Annotated in this window: 24 protein-coding genes and 1 tRNA gene; 8 read left to right on the top strand and 17 right to left on the bottom strand. The window is 72.3% G+C overall.

Translation table 11 applies throughout. The annotated features are described in order from the left end of the window. Nucleotides 1-101: 101 nt before the first annotated feature. Complete coding sequence (pelF, locus tag ACZ7C5_RS00280) at nt 102-1,616, bottom strand: GT4 family glycosyltransferase PelF (protein WP_470321585.1); 1,515 nt, start codon at nt 1,614-1,616, stop codon at nt 102-104. Nucleotides 1,617-1,727: 111 nt separating this feature from the next. Beyond that, on the bottom strand, nt 1,728-4,082 hold the full coding sequence (locus tag ACZ7C5_RS00275; protein ID WP_401080645.1) for a hypothetical protein: 2,355 nt from the start codon (nt 4,080-4,082) through the stop codon (nt 1,728-1,730). A gap of 355 nt (nt 4,083-4,437) precedes the next feature. Between ACZ7C5_RS00275 and ACZ7C5_RS00270 the strand changes: the two genes are divergently transcribed. Beyond that, nucleotides 4,438-5,442 (top strand): tyrosine-protein phosphatase, encoded by a 1,005-nt coding sequence (locus ACZ7C5_RS00270; RefSeq protein WP_470321868.1) that lies wholly within the window; start codon nt 4,438-4,440, stop codon nt 5,440-5,442. 42 nt (nt 5,443-5,484) lie between these two features. Here ACZ7C5_RS00270 and ACZ7C5_RS00265 read toward each other — a convergent pair whose 3' ends face one another. The 8 genes from ACZ7C5_RS00265 to ACZ7C5_RS00230 form a co-directional block, all read right to left on the bottom strand. Beyond that, nucleotides 5,485-6,390 carry an RNA polymerase sigma factor SigF gene (locus ACZ7C5_RS00265; RefSeq protein ID WP_188301706.1) on the bottom strand — a complete coding sequence of 302 codons (906 nt, stop codon included), beginning with the start codon at nt 6,388-6,390 and terminating at the stop codon, nt 5,485-5,487. 144 nt (nt 6,391-6,534) lie between these two features. After that, on the bottom strand, nt 6,535-7,380 hold the full coding sequence (locus tag ACZ7C5_RS00260) for an RNA polymerase sigma factor SigF (RefSeq protein ID WP_317620522.1): 846 nt from the start codon (nt 7,378-7,380) through the stop codon (nt 6,535-6,537). A 351-nt stretch (nt 7,381-7,731) separates the two neighbouring features. After that, nucleotides 7,732-8,025, bottom strand: coding sequence for a Dabb family protein (locus tag ACZ7C5_RS00255; RefSeq protein WP_401080641.1), 294 nt, complete (start codon nt 8,023-8,025; stop codon nt 7,732-7,734). Between the two features lie 79 nt (nt 8,026-8,104). Next, nucleotides 8,105-8,341: a hypothetical protein gene (locus tag ACZ7C5_RS00250; RefSeq protein ID WP_401081387.1), complete on the bottom strand. Its 237-nt coding sequence runs from the start codon at nt 8,339-8,341 to the stop codon at nt 8,105-8,107. A 404-nt stretch (nt 8,342-8,745) separates the two neighbouring features. Continuing rightward, a tRNA-Ser gene (locus ACZ7C5_RS00245) sits at nt 8,746-8,832 on the bottom strand. Nucleotides 8,833-8,899: 67 nt separating this feature from the next. Next, complete coding sequence (gene tadA / locus ACZ7C5_RS00240; RefSeq protein ID WP_188301708.1) at nt 8,900-9,427, bottom strand: tRNA adenosine(34) deaminase TadA; 528 nt, start codon at nt 9,425-9,427, stop codon at nt 8,900-8,902. Nucleotides 9,428-9,477: 50 nt separating this feature from the next. Further along, nucleotides 9,478-10,035, bottom strand: coding sequence for a tRNA adenosine deaminase-associated protein (locus ACZ7C5_RS00235; RefSeq protein ID WP_188301709.1), 558 nt, complete (start codon nt 10,033-10,035; stop codon nt 9,478-9,480). Nucleotides 10,036-10,375: 340 nt separating this feature from the next. Continuing rightward, nucleotides 10,376-10,612: a hypothetical protein gene (locus ACZ7C5_RS00230; RefSeq protein WP_223245586.1), complete on the bottom strand. Its 237-nt coding sequence runs from the start codon at nt 10,610-10,612 to the stop codon at nt 10,376-10,378. Between the two features lie 163 nt (nt 10,613-10,775). Between ACZ7C5_RS00230 and upp the strand changes: the two genes are divergently transcribed. Continuing rightward, on the top strand, nt 10,776-11,411 hold the full coding sequence (upp, locus tag ACZ7C5_RS00225; protein ID WP_188301710.1) for a uracil phosphoribosyltransferase: 636 nt from the start codon (nt 10,776-10,778) through the stop codon (nt 11,409-11,411). A 147-nt stretch (nt 11,412-11,558) separates the two neighbouring features. On the opposite strand, the gene ACZ7C5_RS00220 is transcribed toward upp, so the two are convergent. Beyond that, nucleotides 11,559-12,230 (bottom strand): LytR C-terminal domain-containing protein, encoded by a 672-nt coding sequence (locus ACZ7C5_RS00220; RefSeq protein WP_470321584.1) that lies wholly within the window; start codon nt 12,228-12,230, stop codon nt 11,559-11,561. Between the two features lie 274 nt (nt 12,231-12,504). Next, nucleotides 12,505-12,801 (bottom strand): type II toxin-antitoxin system VapB family antitoxin, encoded by a 297-nt coding sequence (locus ACZ7C5_RS00215; protein WP_030061387.1) that lies wholly within the window; start codon nt 12,799-12,801, stop codon nt 12,505-12,507. Between the two features lie 193 nt (nt 12,802-12,994). Here ACZ7C5_RS00215 and ACZ7C5_RS00210 point away from each other — a divergent pair, with 193 nt between their 5' ends. Further along, entirely contained in the window at nt 12,995-14,584 is a 1,590-nt protein-coding gene (locus tag ACZ7C5_RS00210) for a helicase HerA-like domain-containing protein (protein ID WP_470321583.1), read from the top strand. A gap of 4 nt (nt 14,585-14,588) precedes the next feature. On the opposite strand, the gene ACZ7C5_RS00205 is transcribed toward ACZ7C5_RS00210, so the two are convergent. Together ACZ7C5_RS00205 and ACZ7C5_RS00200 are read right to left on the bottom strand one after the other, a co-directional pair. Next, the gene (locus ACZ7C5_RS00205) at nt 14,589-15,755 is read right to left on the bottom strand and encodes a hypothetical protein (RefSeq protein ID WP_401080629.1); all 1,167 of its coding nucleotides are present in this window, start codon (nt 15,753-15,755) and stop codon (nt 14,589-14,591) included. Nucleotides 15,756-15,874: 119 nt separating this feature from the next. Further along, on the bottom strand, nt 15,875-16,558 hold the full coding sequence (locus ACZ7C5_RS00200) for a rhomboid family intramembrane serine protease (RefSeq protein WP_401080627.1): 684 nt from the start codon (nt 16,556-16,558) through the stop codon (nt 15,875-15,877). A gap of 95 nt (nt 16,559-16,653) precedes the next feature. Between ACZ7C5_RS00200 and ACZ7C5_RS00195 the strand changes: the two genes are divergently transcribed. Next, nucleotides 16,654-17,172 (top strand): YbhB/YbcL family Raf kinase inhibitor-like protein, encoded by a 519-nt coding sequence (locus tag ACZ7C5_RS00195; protein ID WP_401080625.1) that lies wholly within the window; start codon nt 16,654-16,656, stop codon nt 17,170-17,172. A 48-nt stretch (nt 17,173-17,220) separates the two neighbouring features. Here ACZ7C5_RS00195 and ACZ7C5_RS00190 read toward each other — a convergent pair whose 3' ends face one another. After that, nucleotides 17,221-18,186, bottom strand: a complete 966-nt coding sequence (locus tag ACZ7C5_RS00190) for a helix-turn-helix transcriptional regulator (RefSeq protein ID WP_470321582.1) — start codon at nt 18,184-18,186, stop codon at nt 17,221-17,223. 109 nt (nt 18,187-18,295) lie between these two features. On the opposite strand from ACZ7C5_RS00190, the gene ACZ7C5_RS00185 reads away from it, so the two are divergent. Beyond that, nucleotides 18,296-19,774 carry an MFS transporter gene (locus tag ACZ7C5_RS00185; RefSeq protein ID WP_401081348.1) on the top strand — a complete coding sequence of 493 codons (1,479 nt, stop codon included), beginning with the start codon at nt 18,296-18,298 and terminating at the stop codon, nt 19,772-19,774. A gap of 120 nt (nt 19,775-19,894) precedes the next feature. Here ACZ7C5_RS00185 and ACZ7C5_RS00180 read toward each other — a convergent pair whose 3' ends face one another. Then, nucleotides 19,895-20,581, bottom strand: a complete 687-nt coding sequence (locus ACZ7C5_RS00180) for an HhH-GPD-type base excision DNA repair protein (protein WP_401080622.1) — start codon at nt 20,579-20,581, stop codon at nt 19,895-19,897. A 467-nt stretch (nt 20,582-21,048) separates the two neighbouring features. Between ACZ7C5_RS00180 and ACZ7C5_RS00175 the strand changes: the two genes are divergently transcribed. The 3 genes from ACZ7C5_RS00175 to ACZ7C5_RS00165 all read left to right on the top strand — a co-directional run bounded on the left by ACZ7C5_RS00175 (nt 21,049) and on the right by ACZ7C5_RS00165 (nt 25,063). Continuing rightward, a complete protein-coding gene (locus ACZ7C5_RS00175; protein WP_470321581.1) occupies nt 21,049-23,562 on the top strand; it encodes a terpene synthase family protein in 2,514 nt (837 codons plus the stop codon). Nucleotides 23,563-23,710: 148 nt separating this feature from the next. Continuing rightward, nucleotides 23,711-24,508, top strand: a complete 798-nt coding sequence (locus ACZ7C5_RS00170; RefSeq protein WP_470321580.1) for a VOC family protein — start codon at nt 23,711-23,713, stop codon at nt 24,506-24,508. Between the two features lie 45 nt (nt 24,509-24,553). After that, nucleotides 24,554-25,063 (top strand): DinB family protein, encoded by a 510-nt coding sequence (locus tag ACZ7C5_RS00165; RefSeq protein WP_401080616.1) that lies wholly within the window; start codon nt 24,554-24,556, stop codon nt 25,061-25,063. Nucleotides 25,064-25,143: 80 nt separating this feature from the next. Here ACZ7C5_RS00165 and ACZ7C5_RS00160 read toward each other — a convergent pair whose 3' ends face one another. Continuing rightward, nucleotides 25,144-25,839 (bottom strand): ArsR/SmtB family transcription factor, encoded by a 696-nt coding sequence (locus ACZ7C5_RS00160; protein ID WP_401080614.1) that lies wholly within the window; start codon nt 25,837-25,839, stop codon nt 25,144-25,146. Nucleotides 25,840-25,994: the final 155 nt, after the last annotated feature.

Here is a 25,994-nt window from a genome sequence, read left to right as displayed (position 1 = left end):
CGATGATGTGCTCGCTGCGCTCGCTCATGCGCCCACCTCGTTGCACTCGGTGGCCGCTTCGCGGGACGCGCACCTTTCGATGATGTGCTCGCTGCGCTCGCTCATGCCCCGACCTCGCTCGGCTCGGGGCGGGCGGCGGCCAACTGCTGGTCCCAGTCGGGGCTGGGGACCTGGTCGGTGACGGCGACCATGCCGCCGGGCATCCAGCGGGCGGTGCCCAGGAGTTCGGTGTAGATGCCGCGGAAGCCGTCGATGTTCTGGCGGAGGGTGAACTGCTCGATCACCCGCAGCCGGGCGCCCTCGCCGAGCCGGGCGCGCCGTTCGGTGTCGCGCAGCAGCTCGATCGCGGCGGCCGCCATCGGCTCGGGCTCGCGCGGGGGGACGACCAGGCCGGTGTCGCCGACCGCCTCGCGCACGCCGCCGACGTCGGTGGAGACGGTCGCGCGGCCGCAGGACATGGCCTCGATCAGGGTGAACGGGAAGCCCTCGCTGATGCTGGAGAGCATGACCACGTTGCCCGCCGCGTAGGCGTCGGTGATGTCGGCGACGCGGCCCTCGAAGGCCACCGAGTCGGCTATGCCGAGCTCGGCGGCCAGGGCTATGCAGCGGTCCCGGTACGCCTCGCCGCCCTTGGGAGTGCCGCCGAAGAGCCGCAGCCGCGCCTCGGGGATCTCACGCTGGACGATGGCGAAGGCCTGGATCAGCGTCTCCAGGTCCTTGATCGGGTCGACCCGGCCGGCCCAGCTGAGGGTCGGCGTCTCGGGCTCGGGGCCGGCCGGCGGGAAGGCCGCCGGGTCCACCCCGTTGTAGACGGTGCGGATGTGCGAGGACGGCGTGCCGCCGCGCTCCTCCCAGCGCCGGTTGTACCGGTTGCCGGGGGTGACCAGCGCGGCCTGCCGGTAGCTCTCCTCGGCGAGCATCCGGTAGAAGCCGAGCAGCAGTGCCTTGACCGGCCAGCGGTACGGGCCGGTGCGGTAGCCGAGGTAGCGCTCGCGCAGGTAGATGCCGTGCTCGGTCAGCAGAAACGGTACGCCGTACTGCTGTGCGGCGATCAGCCCGGGCAGGGTGGCGAGCCCGCCGCTGGCCGCGTGCGCCACGCCGTCCTTGGGCGGCTCGACCGAGAGCGGCCGCAGGGCGTGCTCCAGCAGGTCGGTGGCGTTGAGGGCGTCGTGCAGGGTGGGCCTGGAGACGGCGGTCGGCAGGTAGTCGCGGGTCCAGACGTGCTGGAGGGTGCGCAGCGCCCGCTCGCTGCGCAGCGCCGGGCTGAGCAGCCCGGCCCGGCCGAGGTCGGCGAAGTTGTACAGCTCGGTCCCGAAGTGGGTGGTGTAGACCGGGTCGAGGATGGAGTGCAGGAAGCGCTCGTACGCGTTGAGGAAGCGCCGCATCTCCTTGCCACGGGGCGGCCGGGCATCGGAGGCCGGCCCCCACAGCGGTGCGGTGGTGACCGACCGCACGTTGGCGGGCAGCTCCCAGGCCAGTGGTTCGTGCCCGGTTCCGGTGACGGCGATGACGTCGAAGTCGACGTCGGGCATGCCCTGAACGAGCTGGTCGCACCAGACGCTCACGCCGCCGTGCTGGTGCGGATACGTCCCCTCGGTGAGCAGGGTGACGCGCATTCCTGTCCCCCCTCCTGTTCTTGCGTCGGTTCCGGCCTGGATGACCGGAACGGGAGCCGTGGCGGGGCCGGGCCGGGCGACCGGCCCGGCCCCACCAGCGGGTGTTGCCGGTTACCGGTTGCCGGAGTGTCCGGTGGTGCTGCTCGGCGAGGCCGTCCCCCCAGAGGCCTTGCCGTGCTTCGCCGCGACCCCGTCGCGGTGGCTGTCCTGACCGATGGTGCCAGCGGTCACGTCCTTGCCGGGCACCGGGGTTCCGCTACCCGGGACCAGGGACGGCGCGGGCTGGCGGGTGTTGTCGCTCGGGCCCACCGGGACCGGGGTGGCGACACCCTGCGGCACGACCTTCTTGTCCGTCGGCACCGGGGCCGGGACGGAGCCGGCCGCGACGTTCGGCGCGACGGGGGCCGGGGCGACCGGCGCGGACGGCAGCTGCAGGGTGACGCTGCTCTGCAGCGCGCCCGGGGACACCCAACCCGAGAGCGTACCGGCGTAGGCGGAACCGAACGCGGCCGTTCCGATGGACAGCTTCTGAGCAGTTCCGGTCGGCACGGTGGCCTGGACCTGAACGCCGGCCGGCGCGTTCACCGTGACGGTGTCGCCGACCCGGTAGGCGGTGACCTGGCCGGAGGCGAGAGCCGTGTTCCAGGCTGCCCGGCGCTGGAACTCCAGGCCGACCTCGCGCTGGCTCAGGTTCACGATCGGGGTGTTGTCCGCGTGCAGCGAGCGGTAGGTGCCGAGGATCTTCTCCAGCACCGGGAAGAGGATGCGGTCCTCGGAGATGTTCGACTGGTGCACGAAGTGCGGCCGGGGGTCGTTGCTCAGCACGTGGCCGAGGTCGATCCGGGCCTCCAGCGGCACGATGTACGACTGGTAACCGGTGTTGACGTCCAGCGGCTGGGTCAGGCAGGTCGAGTTGGCGTTGTTCTCGCAGATGCCGCTGCCGCCGTTGGCCGCGCTGGTGTAGATCCAGTTGTACTCGTCGGCCTCTTCCTTCGCCGTGCCGGCGTTGTAGAAGATGTTCATCGGGTACCGCGGCACGGTCAGCACGTTCGAGCCGATGTTCCGCTGGCCGGTCTCCCGGGAGGCGTCGCTGGCCGTGAACTTGATGCCGTTGGCGGCCAGCACCGGCGCCAGGTTCGGGTTGTCGGTGGTCTCCTGCGGTGCGGTCATCAGGCCGGAGTGCTCACCGGTGACCAGGGTCTGCGGGTCGAAGCCGAGGCCGTGTGCGGCGGCCCAGGCGACGTTGTTCGTGATCTCGGTGGAGATCGTGCTCTGGTCGGTCCAGACCGTGTTGCCCGCGCTGTTCTTGGTGCAGCGCCACGGCACCACCGTGACGTCCTGCACGCAGCCCAGGTACGGGTGGGTGTAGGTGTGGTTGACCCACCGGTAGCTGTTCTGGTCGGCGATCATGCGGTCCGCCGTGGGGTCCACGGTGGTCGAGTGGTCGGACTTCCAGTCCTCGCTGCCGGCACCGTTGAACACCATGTCCAGCGTGAAGTTGTTGGCGGTCTGCCACTGCTTCAGGTGGTTGGCGTCGTCGACGGTCATCCGGATCGGGTTGGCCGTCTCCGGGGTGCCGGGCGGGCAGGTGACGTCGCCGGGGGTGCACTTCAGCACGGTGTCCCAGCGGTCGTCGGCCAGGAAGACGTCGTCCACGTGGGTGGCGAAGTAGTTCCGGTCGTAGCCGAGGTGGACGCCCTGGGTGAGCCACTCGACCATGCCGCGGGCCAGCAGGCGGTACTGCTGCTGGTACTGGTTGTAGACGAACGTGACGACAAGTTCCTTGCGGCCGCCGTGGGTGTACTCGCCGACCAGCGAACCGCGGGAGGTCGTGTTGGGTATCGGCGCGTCTACCAGCGGGACGAAGGAGCTGCCGGACGGAAGGCCGGCGTACGGGGTGGCCAGGTAGCCGTAGCTCTCGCTGACGTCGGGAGCGTTGTCCTCGAACGGGACGCTGCCCTTGAGGTACCCGAACGGTCCCGAAGTTCCGGATGCCGTGGTCGCGCCCTGGAATCCGTCGAGGCTGCCGACGAATCCGGGATTCTGGGCGTAGTTCAGACCCACCGCCGGACTGGCCCAGGTGTACGCGTCGATCTGGCGGACGTTGAATGCGGCTTCGTAGCTCGCGATCGCGGTCATCTCGGCGGCACTGCTGGGGAAGGGGTTTTCGTTGGGCAGCACGATGCCCTGGAACTTCCCCCGGGGCTGGCCGTTCACCGTGTCACTCAGGAAAGCCGAGTTGATGACGGGACGGTTGGGGTCATTGAGACTGACGACCTTGAAGGGCGTGCCCTGGCTCTTCAGCTCGGCCGCGATGGCGGCGACGGACGGGCCACCGTCGTCGACGACCAGGACGGTGAGGTCGATCCTGGGCGGCGTGTCGCCGTGGGCCAGGGTGATCTGCAGGCCGCTGGCCAGCAGGACTGCCGCGGCGCACGCGGCGACTCTTCGGGTCGCTCGACCCATGGTGATCCTCCCCTTGGGGCCGGCGCGCCGCTGCTCGGCGCTCGCCTGCCCGTGTCTCTGTTCGCGGGCAGCCGGGCTGCCCGGGCCCATCCTGGTCGAGTGACGGCGGTGCGAGGGACCAATTGGGCGAGAGTGCAGCGAACCTGTTACCAACGTTCATGGTGAGGCCATGAAGGCGCTGATTGTGACCGGAACCGTACCGGCGGCGCAAATAATGAATTGGAAATGAAAAACCGGAAGCCGAGTGCTACGCGCGGTTACTGACGGTGTGGGTCCGTGGGGCGGGCGGGACACCTACACTGTCGTCGTTGCGCATGACACTCTTGCACATCTCGCCGCCCCGTTGGGCAGGTTCATGCAATATCGGGCACGGCTGTGCCATGTGACAGTCCGAATATGCAATGGAGGTGCTCGCGTGGTCGATCAGCATACCGAGTCGGGGGGATTCCGGAACGTACGGAATGCGTCACCGGAGAGCCGCGGAACGTCGCTGGTCGGACGCAGTCTCGGTTTGCGCGGCGCGATCAACGCGCGGGATCTGGGCGGGTACCGTGCGGCTGACGGCCGGATTCTCCGGCGCGGGGTGGCACTGCGCAGCGATGGCCTGAACCATGTCACCGCCGAGGACCTCGCCCCGCTCGGCGCGCTCGGCCTGCGCAGCGTGGTGGACCTGCGGAGCATGGGGGAAGTCCGCCAGGCCGGCCTCGACCGGCTGCCCGGCGGTGTGACGCTCCATCATCTTCCGCTGCTGGCAGCGGACTTCGACATCTTCCTGCTGATCCGCGACGCGCTGGCCGACCACAGTCCGCAGCGCCAGCAGGCCCTGCTCGGCGACGGCAGGGCGGCCGCCCTGATGACCGGCCTCTACCGGTGGTTCGTCACGGATCCGGTGGCGCGCGAGCGCTTCGCCGCCCTGCTCCGCCTGCTGGCCGCCCCGGACGGGCCGCCGTTGCTGTTCCACTGTTCGGCCGGCAAGGACCGCACCGGCTGGGCCGCCGCACTGCTGCTGACCGCCCTCGGGGTGGACCGCGGGACCGTCCTGGCCGACTACCTGCTCACCAACGAGCGCTCAGCCCCGGTCGTGCGCCGGGCGCTGGACGACTTCGGCGCCCGCGGCCTGATGAGCGAGCCCGAGCTGCTCCTGCCGGTCTTCCGGGCCGACCACGGCTACCTGGACGCGGCGTTCGCGGAGGTGGAGACGGGCTGGGGCGGCTTCGGGGCGTTCTGGCGGGAGGGGCTGGGGCTGGACGACGAGGTGCTGGCCGGGCTGCGCGCCAACCTGCTGGACGAGCCCGGGGCCGAGCACGCGGCCGAGCACCCGGCCGGCCCGGCCCGGGCCGACGGGCTCAGCCCGCGCTGATCAGCCCGTGTTGATCAGCCCGTGTTGATCAGCGCGCGCCGATCAACCCTCGTTGATCAGCCCTTCGCGCAGCTGGGTCAGCGTCCGGGTGAGCAGCCGGGAGACGTGCATCTGGGAGATCCCGATCTCCTCGCCGATCTGTGACTGGGTGAGGTTGCCGAAGAACCGCAGCATGATGATCCGGCGCTCCCGCGGCGGCAGCTTGGCCAGCAGCGGCTTGAGCGACTCCCGGTACTCGACGCCCTCCAGCGCGAGGTCCTCGTAGCCGAGCCGGTCGGCCAGCGGCCCGTCGCTGTCCTCCTCGCCGGTGCCGGAGTCGAGCGAGCTGGCGGTGTACGCGTTGCCGACCGCGAGGCCCTCGACCACGTCCTCCTCGCTGACCCCCAGGCAGACCGCGAGCTCGGCGACGGTGGGGGAGCGGTCCAGCCGCTGGGAGAGCTCGTCGCCGGCCTTGGTGAGCGCCAGCCGCAGCTCCTGGAGCCGGCGGGGCACCCGGACCGACCAGCTGGTGTCCCGGAAGAAGCGCTTGATCTCGCCGACCACGGTGGGCATCGCGAAGGTGGGGAACTCGACCCCGCGCTCCGGGTCGAACCGGTCGATCGCCTTGATCAGGCCGATCGTGCCGACCTGGACGATGTCCTCCATCGGCTCGTTGCGGCTGCGGAAGCGCGCCGAGGCGTACCGGACCAGCGGCAGGTTGAGCTCGATCAGGGTGTCGCGGACGTAGGTGTGCTCCGTGCTGCCGGGGTCCAGCGCGGCCAGCCGCAGGAACAGCGAGCGGGAGAGCGTCCGGGTGTCGATCCCGGCGCCGGGCGGCGTCTCGGATCCCGCGACGGGGCCGGGCGGCGCGACCGGTTCGGCCCGCTGCCGCGGGACGAGGTCCTCGGCGACGGCCGTGCCGTTGGCCTGACCAGCGTGGATCTCCGCAGTGCCCAGCTCTCCGGACATGCACCCACCCCCTCGTGACTGACAGTTGAACGGGGGCCTTCGCGCGGAGGTTCCCGGCGAGGGCCTTCCCCCTGCATACCGGAACACGGTCCACGGCAAACCCGAACGTCGCAAGATGTCACGCACGGGTAACTCGCTGCAATCTCACTCTTCCCAGGAGTTGCCGGTCCGAAGCCTGGTCAGGATCCGCGAGAGCAGCCGGGAGACGTGCATCTGGGACATCCCCAGCTCGGTGCTGATCTGGGACTGGGTCAGGTTGGCGAAGAACCGCAGCATCACGATCCGGCGCTCCCGCTCGGGGAGTTGGACCAACAGGTGGCGGACCATGTCGCGGTGTTCGACCTCGGCCAGCGCCGAGTCCTCGTAGCCGAGCCGGTCGAGCAGGGCGAGCCCGCCCTCGTGCTCCTGCGCGGCCTCCAGGGACGCCGCGTTGTAGGCCCGTCCGGCGTCCAGGCAGGCCCGCACGTCCTCCTCGGGGATCCGCAGGCTGGCGGCGATCTCGGGCACCTTGGGAGCCCTCCCGTGCAGCACCGTCAGCTCCTCCATCGCGCCGCTGACCTGGACCCACAGCTCCTGGAGCCGGCGCGGGACGTGCATGGTGCGGACGTTGTCCCGGAAGTAGCGCTTGATCTCGCCCAGGATGGTCGGCAGCGCGTAGGTGGGGAACTGGACGCCGCGGTCGGGGTCGAACCGGTCGATCGCGTTGATCAGGCCGATCGTGCCGACCTGGACGACGTCCTCCATGGGCTCGCTGCGGCTGCGGAAGCGGGTGGCCGCGTAGCGGACCAGCGGGATGTTCACCTCGATCAGGGCGGCCCGGACCCGTTCCCGCTCGGGGGCGTCAGGGGGCAGCTCGGCGAGCCGTTCGAACAGCACCCGGGTCAGCGTCCGGACATCCACGGCCGGCCGGCCGCCGGGGCCGCGCAGCCGGTCCGGGCGGAGCTCGCCGGCCGGGCTGGTGATCGCAGCCAGCACTTCGTCCACGGACACCTCACCCCTCCCAAAGTCGTCGAACGGCGGGCCCTGCGGATCGGGTGTCGGGGCTGGCTCACTACCTCGCCATGTCCGGCAAAACCGGTCATAGCATCACAAGGTGGGCACAGGTCGGGCAAGCACCCGACGGAGGTGTGTTGGTGGGGCGTTCAACCTTTCCCCGGCCGGCCGGCCGGCGGGGTGGGGCCCGGATCGTTCCCGGACGGAGCAGAACGCCCCGCCCGGACACCGGGCGGGGCGCAGCGGTCCGTCCGGGGTACGGCCCTGGTACGGGCTCCGGGCGGAAAGGGGTCGGACCGGGGCCGGAAAGGGGCCGGACCGGGTGGGGCGGGTGGGCCGGACGGGTGCTCAGACCTCGATGTCGGCGATCACCCAGGTGGCGAACTCGCGCCAGAGGCCGGCCGCGGCCTGGTGGTCCGGGTGGGTCAGGTAGGCCTGGAGGGCCTCGCCGTCCTCGACCAGGCTGTTGATCGCGTAGTCGTACGCGATGTCCCGCTCGGTGGTGTTCCAGCCGCACTCCCACTGGCGCAGCTCGGGGATCACCGCGCCGAGCGCGTCGAAGGCCTTGGCGCCGGCGAGCACGCGCTCTTCGTCCTTGCTGACGCCTTCGTTGAGCTTGAACAGGACCAGGTGCCGGATCACGATTGCCGCTCCTCGCGGACGGGGACTGAGGGTCCCGCTCACCGTAGCCGGTGGCCCGGGACCGGTCGCCGGCCGACCGCTACTTGATCAGCCCGGTCATGAAGGTGCCGACCGCCTTGGCCGCGTTGGAGATGCCCTCGAACCCGAGCTGGACCAGCTCGGCGGAGCGGGAGGGCGAGGTGATGATCGAGTAGAGCACGAAGACGAGCAGGAGGGCGATGCCGATCTTCTTCGCCTGCGCCATCAGGTGACCTTCCTCGGAGCCGTCGGCCGCCGTCATCCGGTCCCCGAACGGCCTGCAAGGCAGCTTATCCACCCGGACGGGCTATCAAGTGTGCGACGCGTTCGGCCGCCGGGACGAAGGTCCCCGCGAGTGGGGCCTTTCTCCGGGTGCCCGGTCGCGGCCCGGGCGGCAGGATGGATGACGTACCGAGGATCTGGCAGGAATCTCCGGTACATGGATCCGGAGCTCCCCGCTGTGGGACCGGTCGCCGCGACTTCCCCCCGACGCGGCTCCGGTTGTGGGACTCCGTCGGGGGAGCGGTCAGTCCCCCCGAGCCGCTCCCCCCTCCAGGCTCCGTACGGACCGGGCACCGGTGGTCATCGGCCCGGGGTACGGAGCCGTTTTTTCGTGCCCGCGCCCGGGTTGTGCCGTCGGCGCGGAGGCGGGGACAAACGCCGAGGGCCCGTCCGGATCGGACGGGCCCTCGGGCTTTCGAGCGGTAGCGGTGGGATTCGAACCCACGGTGGAGTTGCCCCCACACACGCTTTCGAGGCGTGCTCCTTTGGCCGCTCGGACACGCTACCGAGAGGAACTCTACCGGAGGGTCGGCGCAGTCACGAAATCCGTATCGGTACGGCGGCCGGCGGGCCCTCAGCGGTGGGTGTCGAAGAAGGCGCGCAGCTGCTCGCCGCACTCGTCGGCGAGGACGCCCCAGACCACCTCGGGGCGGTGGTTGAGCCGGCGGTCGCGCATCACGTCGAAGAGCGAGCCGGCCGCGCCGGCCTTCTCGTCGAGGGCGCCGTAGACCACCCGGTCGATCCTGGACAGCACGATGGCGCCGGCGCACATCGTGCACGGCTCCAGCGTGACGACCAGCGTGCAGCCGCTCAGCCGCCACTCTCCGACCTTCGCCGCCGCCTGCCGGATCGCGACCACCTCGGCGTGCCCGGTCGGGTCGCCGACGGCCTCGCGCTCGTTGTGGCCGCGTCCGATCACCTCGCCGTCCGGGCCCAGGACGAGCGCCCCGACCGGTACGTCCCCGGTGGCCGGCGCCAGCGCGGCCTCGGCCATGGCGAGGCGCATCGGCGCCGCCCAGCGGTCGCGGACCGGGTCGGGGCGGACGGGTGCGGGCAGCGGAGGGACGTGCGGGACGGTCAACGGGGCGGATGCGGGCTGCATGGCATCCAGTGTCGGGCATCCGGTGGCGGACACCGGCCTGACCGGCCCCGCTACCGGACGGCCTCCAGGACCTCGCCGCAGCCCAGGGCCTCGGCGATCTCCTCCAGGGCGTCGCCCGGGACCGCGCCCTCGCCGCTGAGGGCGAGCAGTTCGTCGGAGGCGAGGCCGAACTCGGTGAGCAGGTGGGCGTCGCCCAGCGGACCGACCGGGACGCCGCCGCGGGCGTCGGCGTCCTCCTCGTCCTGCTCCTCGGCCTCCTCGGCCTCGTCCAGCAGGTGCTCCAGGTCGCCGAACTCGCTCTCGCCGGCCTGGTCGACCAGTTCGTCGGTGAGGACGGAGCCGTAGGAGCTGCGGGCGGCCGCGGCGCCGTCCGACACGAAGATCCGAGGGTCCTCCTCGCCGTCCACGCGGACGATGGCGAACCAGGCGTCCTCCTGTTCGATGAAGATCAGGACGCTGTCGTCGTCCTGGGCCGAGTCGCGGGCCAGGTCGGTCAGATCGGCCAGGGTCTCGACGTCGTCGAGCTCCGTCTCGCTCACATCCCACCCGTCCTCGGAGCGAGCAAGCACTGCAGCGAAGTACGCCACCAGGGACACTCCCAAGATCATCGGTATCGGCTGTCGGCACGCCCGGGCGACGCGAAAATCCGGCCGCCCCCGCGCCGGAGACGGTCCGCTTGTTCGGACCGTCCCCTCGGAATCGTGACAGAAAGCCCGCCCTCGCGGGGGGTGTTCGGCAGCGCGTCTTTGCAGGTCGTGTCGGAAGGACCGGGTGGCGGACGGCGAAGTCGGGCCGGGACGGTGGGAGGCCGGTCGAAATTTGCTCCGAACGCCCGCAGGGCCGCCGCGGGTCGCTTTTCGGTGCGTCCGCCGGGTGCGCACGGTTCGTGCCGGGAGCGCGTCAGGACGGTGTGGGGCTGGGGCGGGGCCGGGGCGGGGCCGGGGCCGGTCAGGTCCGGAAGGTTCGCATCCGCATCGCCTCGCGCATCCGCCGCTCCTTGGTCCGCCGGGGCTGGACCCGCTCCCGCAGCTCGCGGGCCTCGGTGAGCTCACGCAGGAAGACGGCCCGCCGTTTGCGGCGCTCCGCCTCGGTCTCCGGGAGGTCGTGCGGCGGGCCCGGGCTCCGGCCCTCCCCGCCGACGGGCTCGTCCACCGAGCCGTCCCCGGCCTTCGGGTTGCTCGTCATAAGACGTGACATTCCCAGAACGGCCCGGTTGATACCACAGGAGGTGCTTCCGTCCGGACAGGCGCGGTGGGTCACGGCGTGTCACGAAGGCGTCACCCGGTCCGGCACCCGGGTGGGGCACGGCGGGTCGTACACCCGTCCAGGAGCGGGCTAACCTCGATACATGCGTCTCCACGTCGTCGACCACCCCCTGGTCGCCCACAAGCTCTCCACCCTGCGCGACGAGCGCACCGACTCGCCGACCTTCCGTCGCCTGACCGACGAGCTGGTGACCCTCCTCGCCTACGAGGCCACCCGGGACGTCCGCACCGACGAAGTGGAGATCACCACCCCGGTGGCGGTCACGCTGGGTACCCGGCTCAGCTACCCGCGTCCGCTGGTCGTGCCGATCCTGCGGGCCGGCCTCGGCATGCTGGACGGGATGACCCGCCTGCTGCCGACCGCCGAGGTGGGCTTCCTCGGGATGGTCCGCAACGAGGAGACCCTGGAGGCCTCCACGTACGCCACCCGGATGCCGGACGACCTCTCCGGCCGCCAGGTCTACGTGCTCGACCCGATGCTGGCCACCGGCGGCACCCTGGTCGCCGCGATCAGGACGCTGATCGAGCGCGGTGCCACCGACGTCACCGCCGTCGTGCTGCTGGCCGCCCCCGAGGGCGTCGAGGTGGTGCAGCGGGAGCTGGCGGACCTGCCGGTCACCGTGGTCACCGCCGCCCTGGACGAGCGGCTCAACGAGAACGGCTACATCGTTCCCGGCCTCGGCGACGCGGGCGACCGGCTCTACGGCACGGCCGGCTGAGCCTCCCCCGGACCGGACCACGGGACCACGGGACCACCGAAGCAGTACCGGAGCAGCACCGGGCCACCGGAGCGGCACCGAACCACCGAACACCGAGAGCCCCCCGGCACTGCGTCTGCCGGGGGGCTCTTCGCGGTCCTTGACGCCTCAGCAGCTGCCGGTGGCGGTCGGGGTGGGGGAGGGCTTGGTGGCCAGGGCGAGGGCGGCGGCCGCCTGGGTCTCGTCCAGCAGGGTGTTGTAGCTGTCGCCGATCACGAAGTCCACGCTGCCGTCGGTGCGGGCGTCGGCGGTGACGGCGGCCCCGGCGATCTGCGAGCCGACCAGGGTGCCGGCGCCGGCACCGGCCGGGCCGGCGATCACCTGGGCGGTGCCGGGCACCTTCTTGTCCAGCTCCGCCGGGGCGTTGCCGACCTTGCCGATGACGAAGCCGCGCTTCTTGAACTCCTCGGCCGTCCGGCCGGCCAGGCCGCCCTTGGTGGTGGCGTTGTAGACGTTCACGGTGACGGCGGAGGGCTGCGGGACCGCGTGCGGGTCGCCCTGCGCGCCGGCGGGCGCGCCGGCGGCGTCGGGGGCGCCCGGCGTCGGGGCGGCCAGCGGCTTGCCGGACGGGGTCGCGCAGGCCTGGGCCGAGGCGTTCTTGCCCTTGCCGGTGAAGATGTCGTACAGCTGGAGGCCGCCGAGCGAGATCAGGGCCAGGACGAGCAGGCCGACGAGCGCGGCGACCACCTTGCGGCTCTTCTCGGGGGGCCGGCCCAGCCGCGGGTAGGTGTTGCCGGTGACGCGGTACTGCTTCCCCTTGAGCCCTTGGGGAGTCAACATGCTCACGGTCTGTCTCCCCCTCGTGCCGGGGCGGGGTCGGGATGACGGATCGGCCGGGTGGGTGCTTCCCCCGGTGCGGGCGGAATCCCCTGGTCGCGGCCGTAGTCAGCAGCGTAGTGCCGTACGGCCTCGAAGGTACTAAACGATCATCATCTGGCGTACCCCGGTACCCGAAAGGGGGTACCGGGGTACGCGCGGACCGCCCTCCGCCGGGTGGCGAGGGGGCGGTCCGGAGAGCCTGTGGCGGGTCCGAAGGTCCCGGTGGCCGGGGCCGTCATTCCATCTCGAGGACGCGGGCGTGCAGCACCTGGCGCTGCTGCAGCGCGGCCCGGACGGCCCGGTGCAGGCCGTCCTCCAGGTAGAGGTCGCCGTGCCACTTCACCACGTGGGCGAAGAGGTCCCCGTAGAAGGTCGAGTCCTCGGCCAGGAGGGTTTCGAGGTCGAGTTGACCCTTGGTGGTCACCAGCTGGTCGAGCCGCACCGGGCGCGGGGCGACGTCAGCCCACTGGCGGGTGCTCGTCCGGCCGTGATCCGGGTACGGCCGCCCATTGCCGATGCGCTTGAAGATCACACGGAAAGCCTACCGTTTGGGCGGCGGATGGCGCAGCAGCCGCGGCGCCGCCACGCGTGCCGGTGTGAACTGCGCATGGACGAATGCGGCTGTTTGATGGGAAATGTCGCGAACATCGCCTCGGGGCCGACGGGTTCCGGTGCCGATGCCGAAGCGTTCCGAAGCGTTCCGATCCGCTCAGGAGTGTGCACCGATGTCCTCCGACCTCACCCCGCCGGCCGTCCGGGAGATCGCCGACGGGTACGCCTTCACCGGTCCCGCCCTCGACCTCGGAGCGGTGCTGCTGGACGGCACCGCGTACCCGGACGCCCAGGTCCGCATCCCGCTGGGCGTGCTCAACCGGCACGGGCTGGTCGCCGGGGCCACCGGCACCGGCAAGACCAAGACCCTCCAGCTGATCGCCGAACAGCTCTCCGGACAGGGCGTGCCGGTGTTCCTGGCCGACGTCAAGGGGGACGTCTCCGGCGTCGCCGCGCCGGGGACGCCGAGCGAGCGGACCGGCGCCCGGGCCGCCGAGGTGGGGCAGCAGTGGGCGCCGCGGGGATGCCCGGCCGAGTTCTACTCGCTCGGCGGGCAGGGCGCCGGCATCCCGGTCCGGGCCACCGTCACCAGCTTCGGGCCGCTGCTGCTGTCCAAGGTGCTCGACCTGAACGAGACCCAGGAGTCCTCGCTCAGCCTGGTGTTCCACTACGCCGACGGCAAGGGCCTGGAGCTCTACGACCTCAAGGACCTCACCGCGGTGATCGCCTTCCTCGCCTCACCCGAGGGCAAGGAGGAACTGCGGACCATCGGCGGGCTCTCGGCGGCCACCGCAGGGGTGATCCTGCGGGCGCTCACCGTGCTGGAGAACGAGGGCGCCGGGGCGTTCTTCGGCGAGCCCGAGTTCGACACCGCCGAGCTGCTGCGGAGCACCCAGGACGGCGGGGGGACGGTCTCGGTGCTGGAACTGCCCGCCGTGCAGGACCGGCCGCGGCTGTTCTCCACCTTCCTGATGTGGCTGCTCGCCGACCTCTACCAGGAACTGCCCGAGGTGGGCGACCTCGACAAGCCCAAGCTGGTGTTCTTCTTCGACGAGGCGCACCTGCTGTTCAAGGGCGCCTCCAAGGCCTTCCTGGAGGCGATCACCCAGACCGTGCGGCTGATCCGGTCCAAGGGGGTCGGCATCTTCTTCGTGACCCAGACGCCGCGGGACGTCCCGTCCGACGTGCTGGCGCAGTTGGGCAACCGGGTGCAGCACGCGCTGCGCGCCTTCACCCCGGACGACGCCAAGGCGCTCAAGGCCACCGTCTCGACCTTCCCGCGCTCCTCGTACGACCTCGGTGCGGTGCTGACCTCGCTGGGCACCGGCGAGGCCGTGGTCACCGTCCTCTCCGAGAAGGGCGCGCCGACGCCGGTCGCGGCGACCAGGCTGCGGGCGCCGCAGTCGCTGATGGGGCCGATCGAGGCGGGCGCGCTGCGGGCGATGGTGGAGGCCTCGCCGCTGACCGCGCGCTACCGGGACCCGATCGACCGGGAGTCGGCGTACGAGAAGCTGGCGGCGCGCGCCCCCAGGCCGGAGGCGGCGCCGGCCGGGGCCGAGCCGTCGAAGCCGTCGGAGTCGTCGGAGTCGCCCGTGCCCCGCGAGCGGGCGAAGGAGCGGGCGAAGGAGCAGGCCGGCGCGGGCGGGCTGCTCGGGTCGCTGCTGAGCAACCCGACCGTGAAGTCCTTCGCGCGCTCGGCCGGGCGCCAGCTCGGACAGGAGATCTCGCGCAGCCTGTTCGGGACGTCCAAGCGGCGGCGGTGACCGGTCAGCCGGAGAGCGCGGCGCCGATCCGGTCCAGGGAGGACAGCCGCATCAGGCCGTAGTTGTAGAACTCGACCTCGGGGACGCCGAGTTCGCGCAGGATGGCGATCTTGGCGGCGAGGTTCTCCGGGCCGTCGCAGTCGGAGGACATCGGGCGCAGGATCACCGCCATGTCCTGCGGGCGGACGCCGTGCAGGGCGAAGGCGGCGATCTTCTCCCGGACCGCCTCCGGGGTCCTCGCGTAGCCGAGGGTCTCGATCCCGTCGACGGCCCTGGCGAGGGCCGGCAGGTCGATGCCGGAGAGCCAGCCCGTGCCGGGGCCGCCGCCGTCCATGAAGCTCAGCCGCATGCCGTGGCGGCGGGCCTGCTCGGAGAGGTCGGCGGCCAGCGAGGTGACGGTGGCGGCGGAGGCGTCCACGTAGGCGGCGAAGGCGCCGTCGGCGAGGGCGCTCAGGTCGGCGGGCCCGGCGGCGGCGGACTCGTCGGCCAGCCGGCGGCGCAGCTCGGTCCGGACGGCTTCGGCGACCAGGTCGGCCGGGACACCGGCCCCGGTGGCGGCGGCGCGGCAGTGCGGGCAGAAGCAGACGCCGAGCAGGGCCTCGGCGGTCGGGCCGAGTTCCTCGAAGTAGCGCTCGTGGTGGTAGCCGTGGCGCAGGCCGTGGAAGTGCAGGGACTCGGCGCGGATCGCGTCCACGCCGTACCTGGCCAGTTCGGCGACCAGGGTCAGCGCGTACTCCCTGACCTCCGGGTTCGCCGGGCAGAGTTCGGTGAGGTGGCGGTCGCCGAAGGCGTTGGCCGGGGCGCAGTCGGGGTGGGCGAAGCCGAGCCGGTCGTTGTGGCAGAAGACCGTCCAGGCGTGCAGCTTCAGCCCGCGGCGGCCGGCCTCCTCGGCGGCCTCGGCGAAGGGGTCGCGGTCACCGATCGCGGTGGACGGCACGGGGGCCAGCCGGCGGCCCCGCCAGGCGGCAGGATCGGGGCGGAAGTACGCGGCGCCGGGCTCCAGGTAGCGGATCACCCGGCGGGGGTTGTGCGGGAAGACGTCGCGGGCCTCGTGGTAGACCGAGGCGAGGGTGACGCCACCGACCCCGGCGCGGCCGGTGAGGTTGCCGAAGAAGGTGTCGGTGCCCTCGTCGAGCAGATCGGTGGCGAAGGCGAGGACGGACGACTCCACGGTGCGGCTCCGGAGCTGGGGGAGGGTGAGCCGTCCACGCTATCCGCAGGGGTGGGAATGGTCTATACCTGATGCTCCGGGTGGCCCTGCGGGCCGATGACGTCGCCGGCCGGCACGTCTCACAGGCCGAGGTCGTCCAGCTGCTTGAGCAGGGCGGATCCGGGGCTGCTCGGGGCACCCGAGCCCTGGGGTGCGGCCTGCGGGGCCCGCGCCCCGGCCTGCTGCTCGGCGGGCCGGTTGCGGAGCAGGACGGCGGCGGCCAGTCCGCCGATCAGCCCGCCGAGGTGGCCCAGCCAGCTGACGCCCTGGGCGAGCGGCAGCACCCCGACCAGGATGGTCGAGTAGACCGCCGCGATGACGATGCCGACCACCGCGTCCAGCACGTTGCGGTCCAGCACCCCGCGCAGCACCACGTAGCCGAGGTAGCCGTAGACCATGCCGCTGGCGCCGGCCGTCACGGTGTTCGGGCCCTCCAGCAGCCAGACCGTCAGCCCGCCGGACACCACGATCACCAGGCTGGCCAGCAGGAACTTCCGCATGCCCCGGTAGGCCGACAGGAAGCCGAGCACGAACAGCGGCCAGGAGTTGGCCTCGATGTGGCTCCAACTGAAGTGCAGGAAGGGCATGGTGAACATCTCGGGCAGATCGCCGAGCTGCCCCGAGCGCAGGCCGAACTCCCGCGACAGCCCGTAGTCGCCCAGCCAGTTGACGACCTGGACCGACCAGATGACGGCCTGGACGCCGAGCATGGTGAACAGCGCGCGGCGGGAGTCGGCGAACAACTGGGCGAATTTGGCGGCCATGCTCCGACTGTAGGGCTTGTCGTCCGGCGGCGGGAGCGGATGCGCACCCGATTACAGTGACCCGTGTCATTCCGACCGTGAGAGGTGACCAGCCCATGAGCAAGCGCCCGCCGCTGCCGTACGAGTTCCTGCCGCAGGTGCCGTCCTTCGAGCTGAGCAGCCAGGACATCACCGAAGGCGGCACGCTGGGAGAGGAGTTCGTCCACGCCGGCGGCAACCTCTCGCCGCAGCTGGCCTGGTCCGGCCTGCCCGAGGGCACCCGGAGCATCGCGGTCACCTGCTACGACCCGGACGCGCCGACCGGCTCCGGCTGGTGGCACTGGCTCGCGCTCGACCTCCCCGCCGACACCACCGGGCTGCCGCGCGGCGCCGGCTCCTCGGACGGGAGCCTGCCGGGCGGGGCCTCCTTCCACGGCCGCAACGACTTCCCCGGCAACCGGTACGACGGCGCCGCCCCGCCGCCCGGTGCTCCGCACCGCTACGTCTTCGCGGTGCACGCGCTGGGCGTGGAGAAGCTCGGCGTCGCCGCCGACATCCCGCCGGCCCAGGTGGGCTTCAACCTGACCTTCCACACCCTGGGCCGGGCGCTGCTGACCGCCGAGTACGGGGTCTGAGCGGGCCGTGCCGACGACCGATCGTCCGGCCGGGGCCTGACCTGCGGTCTATTCCTCCGGGCCCGCCGCGTGGCGGGCCCGGGCGGCGAGTCCGCGCAGGTGCTCGCGCAGCGCCGGCGGCTCGTGCACCTCGAAGGCGCAGTCCAGCGACAGCAGCCGCATCGCCGTCCACTCCAGGGAGTCGGAGCGGGAGCGGAGCCGGCAGCTGTGCCCGTCGATCGGCTCGACCTCGCAGTCGCCGTGCCTGAGGCCGTGGCGGACCCGCTCGGCCGGGGCGTGCACGGTGGCGACCACGGTGCCGCTCGGTGACGGGCGGCGCAGCTTGCCCGCCACGTACGCGGCGGCGTCCTCGGCGGGGAGCTGGCGCGGGGTGAAGCGGACGCCGGTGGTGGCCGGGGCGATCAGCCGGTCGACCCGGAAGAGCCGCCAGTCCGCGCGGTCCAGGTCGTAGCCGACCAGGTACCAGCGGCGGCCGACCGAGACCAGCCGCTCGGGCTCGACCTGCCGCCTGGTCTCGGCGCCGTCGTACGCCCGGTAGCCGAAGCGCAGCCGTTCCCTGGCGGTGACGGCGCTGGCGAGCACCGTGAGGTCCTCCGGGTCGACGGTCGGGCCGTCCCCGGTGAGCAGGGGCACGGTCGCGGAGTTGAGCGTCCCGACCCGCTGCCGCAGCCGGCCCGGCAGCACCTGGAGCAGCTTGCCGAGCGCCCGTACCGAGGCCTCCTCGATGCCGACCACGGCGTGCCCGGCCGCCGCGCGCAGCCCGACCGCGATGGCCACCGCCTCCTCGTCGTCCAGCAGCAGCGGGGGCATCGCGGTGCCCGCGACCAGCCGGTAGCCGCCGACCGCGCCCATGCTGGCCCGCACCGGGTAGCCGAGCTCGCGCAGCCGGTCGATGTCGCGCCGGATGGTGCGGGGGCTGACGCCGAGCCGCTCGGCGAGCTCGCTGCCGGGCCACTCGCGCGGGGTCTGGAGCAGGGAGAGCAGGCTCAGCAGCCGGGCCGGGGTGTCGGTCATACCACCCAGCATGCCGGAACGACTGGGACAGGTTCTGACCTACATGACCCGTACTGTCCCGGACGTGGAGAAGAGCGTCGTGGACGTGGAGAAGGAAGAGGAGTACGCAATGGGCACCGCGCAAGCGGACCGGCGGAGGTGGATCGCGCTGACGATCGTGATGGTCGCCTCCTTCATGGACCTGGTGGACGTCACCATCGTCAACATCGCCATCCCGAGCATCCGGGCGGACACCGGCGCCTCCTTCAGCGCCGTCCAGTGGGTCACCGGCGGCTACGCGCTGGCCTTCGCGATCGGCCTGATCACCGGCGGCCGGCTGGGCGACATCCACGGCCGCAAGCGGCTGTTCCTGATCGGGATAGGCGGCTTCACGGTGGCCTCGGCGCTGTGCGGGCTGGCCACCGGCCCGGAGATGCTGATCGCGACCCGGCTGCTCCAGGGCGGCACGGCTGCGCTGATGGTGCCGCAGGTGCTGTCGATCATCCACGCGACCTTCCCGGCGGAGGAGCGCGGCAAGGTGTTCGGCCTGTTCGGCGCGGTGGTCGGGCTCGGCGCCGTCTCCGGTCCGCTGATCGGCGCGCTGCTCACCGAGTGGGACCTGTTCGGCCTGGCCTGGCGGCCGATCTTCCTGATCAACCTGCCGGTCGGCATCGCCGGTCTGCTGCTGGGCCGCCGCTTCATCGACGAGTCGAAGGCAGACCAGGCGCTGAAGCTGGACCTGGTGGGCGTGGCGCTGGCCAGCCTCGGCCTGCTGATGCTGATCTACCCGCTGACGCACGGCAGGGAGGCCGGCTGGCCGCTGTGGGGCCACCTGTCGATGGCCGGGAGCCTGCCGGTGTTCGCGCTGTTCGTGGCGTACGAGAAGGTCAAGACGCGGCGGGACGGCTCGCCGCTGGTGGAGCTGGCGCTGTTCCGGGTGAAGTCCTTCGCGGCCGGGATCTGCGTGCAGCTGGCCTTCGGCGTGGCGATCGGCATCTACTTCCTGGTCTGGACCCTCTACCTGCAGATGGGCCTGGGCTGGAGCGCGCTCAAGGCCGGTGCGACCGGCATCCCGTTCTCGATCGCGGTCTCCGTGGCGGCCGGGCTCTCGGTGCAGAAGCTGGTGCCGCGCTTCGGGCGGAAGGTGCTCCAGACCGGTGCGCTGGTGATGGCGGTGGGCGTGCTCGTCTACCTCTGGGAGGCGGACCGGTACGGGACGGCCATCACGGCCTGGCAGATGGTGCTGCCGCTGGTGGTGATGGGTCTCGGGATGGGCCTGATCGTCGCGCCGATCACCGACGCGGTGCTGGCGGAGGTGCCGCGCGAGCACGCCGGTTCGGCGTCCGGGCTGATCAACACCGTGCAGCAGGTGGGCAACGCGCTCGGGCTCGGCCTGGTGTCGGTCGCCTTCTTCGGGGCGATGGACGACGTGGTCGCGCCGGAGGCGGCCGGGGCGGCGTTCAGCGGGGCCTTCGTGCACGCCATGTGGTGGGTCGCCGGGGTGCTGTTCGCCGTCTTCCTGCTGATGTTCGCGCTGCCGAAGCGGCGCAAGGCGGTCGGGCCGGTCGCCGGCTCCACCGCGGAGGAGCGGGAGCCCGTCCTGGCCTGACGGAACGCTCCCGTTCGCGGGCCCCGGTCGCGCGGTGCGGCCGGGGCCCGCTTCGCGTGCTGGGACGGTGGACCGTACGGCGGTGGACTCCTCCGGCGGGACCGGCGGGGGCGACCGGTCTCAGCGCGCACCGGTCGGGGCGTGGGCGTGAGCGGGGGTGTGGGCGGGAGAGTGCGCGGGGGGCTGGGCAGCGGTCGTACGGGTGGTGGTGCGCGGCTTGGCCGCGGCCTTGGCCTCCTTCGCGGCGCGCTTCACCTCCTGCTTGAACTCCCGTACCAGAGTGAGGGATTCGGGCCCGGTGATGTCGGCGACCGAGCGGTGCGCGCCCTCCTCGCCGTACACTCCGGCGGCCTCCTGCCAGCCCTCGGGCCGCACCCCGTACTGCTTGCCTAGCAGGGCCAGGAAGATCTGCGACTTCTGCTTGCCGAAGCCGGGCAGGGCGTTGAGCCGGCTGAGAAGTTCCTTGCCGGTGCGGACGTTCTTCCACAGCGCGGCGGCCTCGCCGTCGTACTGCGCGACGAGGAACTGGCAGAGCTGCTGCACCCGTTTGGCCATCGCGGCCGGATAGCGGTGCACCGCGGGTTTCGCGGAGAGGAGGGCGACGAACTCCTCCGGGTTGTAGGTGGCGATCTCGTGGGCGTCCAGGTCGTCGTGGCCGAGGCGCTGGGCGATGGTCAGCGGGCCGGTGAACGCCCACTCCATCGGGACCTGCTGGTCCAGCAGCATGCCGACGAGCGCGGCGAGCGCACTCCGTCCGAGCAGTTCGTCGGCCTCGGGCTGCTGTGCGAGCCGAACGGTGACGTTCATGGGCTTGCGCTCCTCGGAGTTGACGTCGGGTCGGCGCCCAGTCTGGTGGACGCGACGTTGGCGCAGGCGGTCAACACGCCCGTAGCCGGGGAAGTCTTGTCTGTTCAAGGCCTTGTCAGAGCTGCATTGTTCGTTGGCGGAGCGGTTGCCGGGGGTGGCGAACGGGGTAGCGCGGAATATTTTTTGCCCGCGCCCCTGCCCGTCCGAGTCCGCCCTCCTTCCTCCTCGTCCGCGGGACTCCCGCCGCCGCCTCCCCCGCCCTCGCGGCCCGGCCCGTCACCGCGGGATCGGTGTGCGGGGGCGGGCATTGGGGGTGTGCGGGAGGTGGGAGGGCGCTCGGCCGGGCGGGCGGTTTTGAGTGGGGGCAATGGGTCATTTCATATGACTAATTCTGTTGTATCGGTGCGCCGAGCTGACGGCGGGTCATCCTTGGTCCACATCGACGCGTCCAGAAAGGCCAGACCGCCGTGACCCAGCCGTTCGAACTGCCGTCCTTCTACCTGCCGCACCCGGCACGCCTCAACCCCCACCTGGACGAGGCGCGGTCCCATTCCACCGGCTGGGCCCGGGAGATGGGGATGCTGGAGGGCTCTGGAATCTGGGATCAGGCCGACCTGGAGGCCCACGACTACGGCCTGCTCTGCGCGTACACCCACCCCGACGCCTCCGCCGAGGCGTTGTCGCTGGTCACCGACTGGTACGTGTGGGTCTTCTTCTTCGACGACCACTTCCTCGACATGTACAAGCGCTCCAACGACCGCGGGGCGGGCAAGGCCCACCTCGACCGGCTGCCGCTGTTCATGCCCGCCGACCCGGCCGCCGAGCTGCCCGAGCCGGAGAACCCGGTCGAGGCCGGGCTGGCCGACCTGTGGCGGCGCACCGTGCCGGCGATGGGCGAGGACTGGCGGATCCGGTTCGCCGAGAGCACCAGGAACCTGCTCAACGAGTCGCTGTGGGAGCTCGCCAACATCAACGAGGGCCGGGTGGCCAACCCGGTCGAGTACATCGAGATGCGCCGCAAGGTCGGTGGCGCGCCCTGGTCCGCGCAGCTGGTCGAGTACGCGGCCGGGGCCGAGGTGCCGAAGGAGGTGTCGGGTTCGCGGGCGCTGCGGGTGCTGATGGACGCCTTCTCGGACGGGGTGCACCTGCGCAACGACATCTTCTCGTACCAGCGGGAGGTGGAGGACGAGGGCGAGCTGAGCAACGGCATCCTGGTGCTGGAACGATTCCTCGAATGCTCCACCCAGGAAGCCGCCGAGGCGGTCAACGACCTGCTCACCTCACGGCTCCAGCAGTTCGAGAACACCGTGTTCACCGAACTGCCGGTGCTGTTCGCGGAGACCGGGCTCGATCCGGCGGGCCGCGCCCGGGTGACGGCGTACGTCAAGGGCCTCCAGGACTGGCAGTCCGGCGGGCACGAGTGGCACCTGCGCTCCAGCCGGTACATGAACGGCGGTGGGGCGGCGGCGGGTTCGGGCAGGCAGGGCAGGACGGGCGGGACGGGCGGCTCGGGTGGCTCGGGTGGCTCGGGCGGCTCGGGCGGTGAGGCGGTGCCCGGCTCGGGCGGTGCGCCGGCGGGGCTGCCGGGGCTCCCGGGCGGGTCCGGGGGTGGGAACTGGTGGGACCAGTACGCGATCGGCGGCATCGGCACCTCGGCGCTGGACATCCTGCGCAAGGGGGTCGTCGGCACCGAGTCGCCCGCGCCGCCGGCGGTCGAGAGCGCGGCGGGCCCGGCTGTGCGGCGGGCGCGGTCGTTCGGGTACGTTCCGTACCAGGCCGTCGGCCCGTCCCGGCTGCCCGAGTTCGAGCTGCCGTACGACCTCAGGTTGAGCCCGCACCTGGACGGCGCCAGGGAGCGGGTGATCGAGTGGGCCGGGCGGATGGGACTGCTGGCGGCCGAGCCCGGCGTCCCCGCGTCCGGGGTCTGGGACGCCGGGTCGATGCGCGACTACGACCTCCCGCTCTGCGCGGCCGGCATCCATCCGGACGCCACGGCCGGTCAACTGGACATCGCCTCGGCCTGGTTGGCCTGGGGCACCTGGGCCGACGACTACTACCCCCGGGCCTTCGGGCGCACCCGTGACCTGGGCGGCGCCAAGGCCTCCAACGCGCGGCTGTCGCTGTTCATGCCGGTGGACGGCAGCCCCGCGCCGGAGCCCGTCAACGCGCTGGAGCGCGGCCTCGCCGACCTCTGGGAGCGGACGGCCGGTCCGATGACCGTCGAGGCCAGGGGCCGGTTCCGGGTGGCGGTCGAGGCCATGCTGGACAGCTGGATCTGGGAGCTGGGCAACCAGATCCAGAACCGGATCCCGGACCCGGTGGACTACCTGGAGATGCGCCGCTCCACCTTCGGCTCCGAGCTCACCACGAGTCTCTCCCGCCTCGGCCACGGGAGGACCGTGCCGCAGGAGGTGTACGACCACGGCTCGATGCGCGCGCTGGAGAACTCCGCGATGGACTACGCGTGCATGATGAACGACCTCTTCTCGTACCAGAAGGAGGTCGAGTACGAGGGCGAGCTGCACAACGCCGTCCTGGTGGTGCAGAACTTCTTCAACTGCGACTACGCGTCGGGGGTCCGGATCGTCGACGACCTGATGCGCTCGCGGCTGGACCAGTTCCAGCACGTCGCGCGGAAGGAACTCCCGGTCATGTACGAGGACTTCGGGCTGGAGCCGGCGGCCCGCGAGCTGCTCGACGGGTACGTGGTGGAGCTGGAGAACTGGCTCGCGGGCATTCTGAGCTGGCACGAAGGGTGCCTGCGGTACGGCACGGCCGACCTGGAGCGGCACTTCGGCGCCGAGCGGGACCTGGCGGAGGCCTCGCAGGCCCGACGGGCGGCCACGGCGGGGGCCGCGGAGGCCCCGTCCACGGCGACGCCGACCATGGCGGTCCCGACCGGTGCGGTGCCGCTCGGTCCGACCGGGCTGGGCACGGCCTCGCTGCGGCTGCTGCCGGGCGGGGCGGTGCCGGAGCACTGAGCGGCTGACGCCGGGGAACCGGGAAAACAGGAGGGCGCACCCGCGCGGGTCATCCCGCGCGGGTGCGTCGCGTCGTGGCTAGGCTGGCGAACCGGGGGTCGGCGTGCGCCCTCCCGGCGCGCGCTTCGCCACACACGAAGGCAGAGAGATGGCTGCGCTACCTGAGGGCACACCCTGTTGGGCCGACGCGATGTTCACCGACCTGGAGGGCGCGAAGGCCTTCTACGGCGACGTGCTGGGCTGGACCTTCGGCGAGAGCTCGTCGGAGTACGGCAACTACACCCAGGCGTACTCGGACGGCAAGGCGGTCGCCGCGATCGTGCCGCCGATGCCCGGGGCCGAGGCCAAGTCCGCCTGGTGCCTGTACCTGGCCTCGCCGGACGCCGGCGCCACCGCGGCCCGGATCCGGGCCAACGGCGGCGAGGTGGTCATGGGGCCGATGCAGATCGGCGACTTCGGTACGTCGGTGATCGCCAGGGACCCGGCCGGCGTGGCGTTCGGCGTCTGGCAGGCCGGCCGGCACGAGGGCTTCGAGAAGCAGGGCGAGCCCGGCGCCTACAGCTGGGCCGAGGTGGTGACCCGCGAGCCGGCCCAGGCCGACGCCTTCTTCCCCGCGGTCTTCCCGTACGGCGTGAAGACGATGGCGGGCGGGGAGTACGACTACCGGATGTTCCAGGTCGGCGAGCGGGTCGTGCTGGGCCGGATGGCGGCGGAGGGCGACTTCCTGCCACCCCAGGCGTCCTCGTACATCAGCGTCTACTTCGCGGTGGACGACACCGACGCCGCGATCGCACGTCTGACGGCGCGCGGCGGCAAGGTGTACTTCGGCCCGATGGACAGCCCGTTCGGCCGGTTCGCGGCGGTCGGCGACCAGCAGGGCGCGGCCTTCGGGCTGATCGACCTGGGGCGGACGGTCGGCGAGCAGCCGGAGACGGCGGACGTCTGATGGAACGGCGAGCGACGGGGCGGCGAGCGACGGGGACGGCCGCCGGTGGGTGAGCGCGAGGAACTCGTCGAGACGTTGGACAAGCACCGCGGACTGCTGCGGCGCACCACCCGTGACCTCACCGACGCGCAGGCGGCGGAGCGCACCACGGTCAGCGAGCTGACCCTCGGCGGTCTGGTCAAGCACGTGGCGGCGGCCGAGGCGCGCTGGGCGCGGTTCATGACCGGTGGTGCGGAGGGGATACGGGGCCGGGACGGGGAGCACGGCCCCGACAACCAGGAGGCCTGGGCGGCCCAGTTCAGGATGGTGGAGGGCGACACACTGGCCGGGCTGCTCGCCGAGTACGAACGGGTGGCGCGCGGGACGGACGAACTGGTCGGGAGCCTGCCCGACCTCGACCTCGCCCACGAACTGCCGCGTGCGCCCTGGTTCCCGCCGGGCACGGCCTGGTCGGCCCGGCGGGTGCTGCTGCACCTGATCGCCGAGACGGCGCAGCACGCCGGACACGCGGACATCATCCGCGAGTCGCTGGACGGGGCGAAGTCGATGGGCTGAGCGGTGCCGGCGGGCTGCGGGGCTGCGGCCGGCTGCGGGGTGTCGGCGGGCTGAGCGGTGTCGAGGGTGCGGGACCGCCGTCAGGGCAGTTCCACACCGAGGAGTCCGCGCAGCGCCAGGTCGCCGTCCGGGGTGACCCGCAGGGCCCGGCCGGAGCCGATCCGCTCCACCCAGGCGCGGTCCAGGGCGGCCCGGCAGAGCGCCGCGCCCAGCGCCCCGCCCAGGTGGTTGCGGCGCTCCGTCCAGTCCAGGCAGCTGCGCACCACCGGCCGTCCGCCCCGGTGGCCCGCGCGCGGCGGCAGCTCGATCCCCTGCGCGGCCAGCCAGTCCCGGCCGAGCCCGGTGACGGCGATCCCGCCCTCCTCGGTGACCAGGCCGCGGGCGAGCAGCGCGTCCGAGACGGCCACGCCGAGGCGCCCGGCCAGGTGGTCGTAGCAGGTGCGGGCGCGGGCCTCGGCGCTCAGCCGGGTGGCCTCGCCCAGGTTGCGGGGTGCGCTCGCGGGGCCGGGGCGGGACTCGGCGAAGACGGTGAGGTCCTCGATCAGGGTGGCCACCGCGGGGGTGGCCAGCCGGACGTACCGGTGCCGGCCCTGCCGCTCCTCGGCCAGCAGCCCGCCCGCGATCAGCCGGGACAGGTGCTCGCTTGCCGTGGACGGTGCGACGCGTGCGTGCCGGGCCAGTTCGCCGGCCGTCCAGGCGCGGCCGTCGAGCAGCGCGGTGCAGATGGCGGCGCGGGTGGGATCGGCGAGCAGGGCGGCGAAGGCGGCGAGCGTCATGCCTCCATGGTCGGGGCACGGGGGCTCGGACGGAGGCGGGGGCCTGTGCGGAGGCTGGAGCGGGTGCGGAGGCGGGGCCGCGTGGGGAGGCGTGGGCGGTCGCAGCGGCGGGGCCGCGTGGGGAGGCGGGGCCGGGGACATGCCTCCAGGGTCGC

It is taken from the genome of Kitasatospora sp. NPDC036993 (assembly GCF_055607525.1).
Note: the sequence above shows the minus strand (reverse complement) of the source record. Positions and strands in the feature narration are given on the sequence as shown.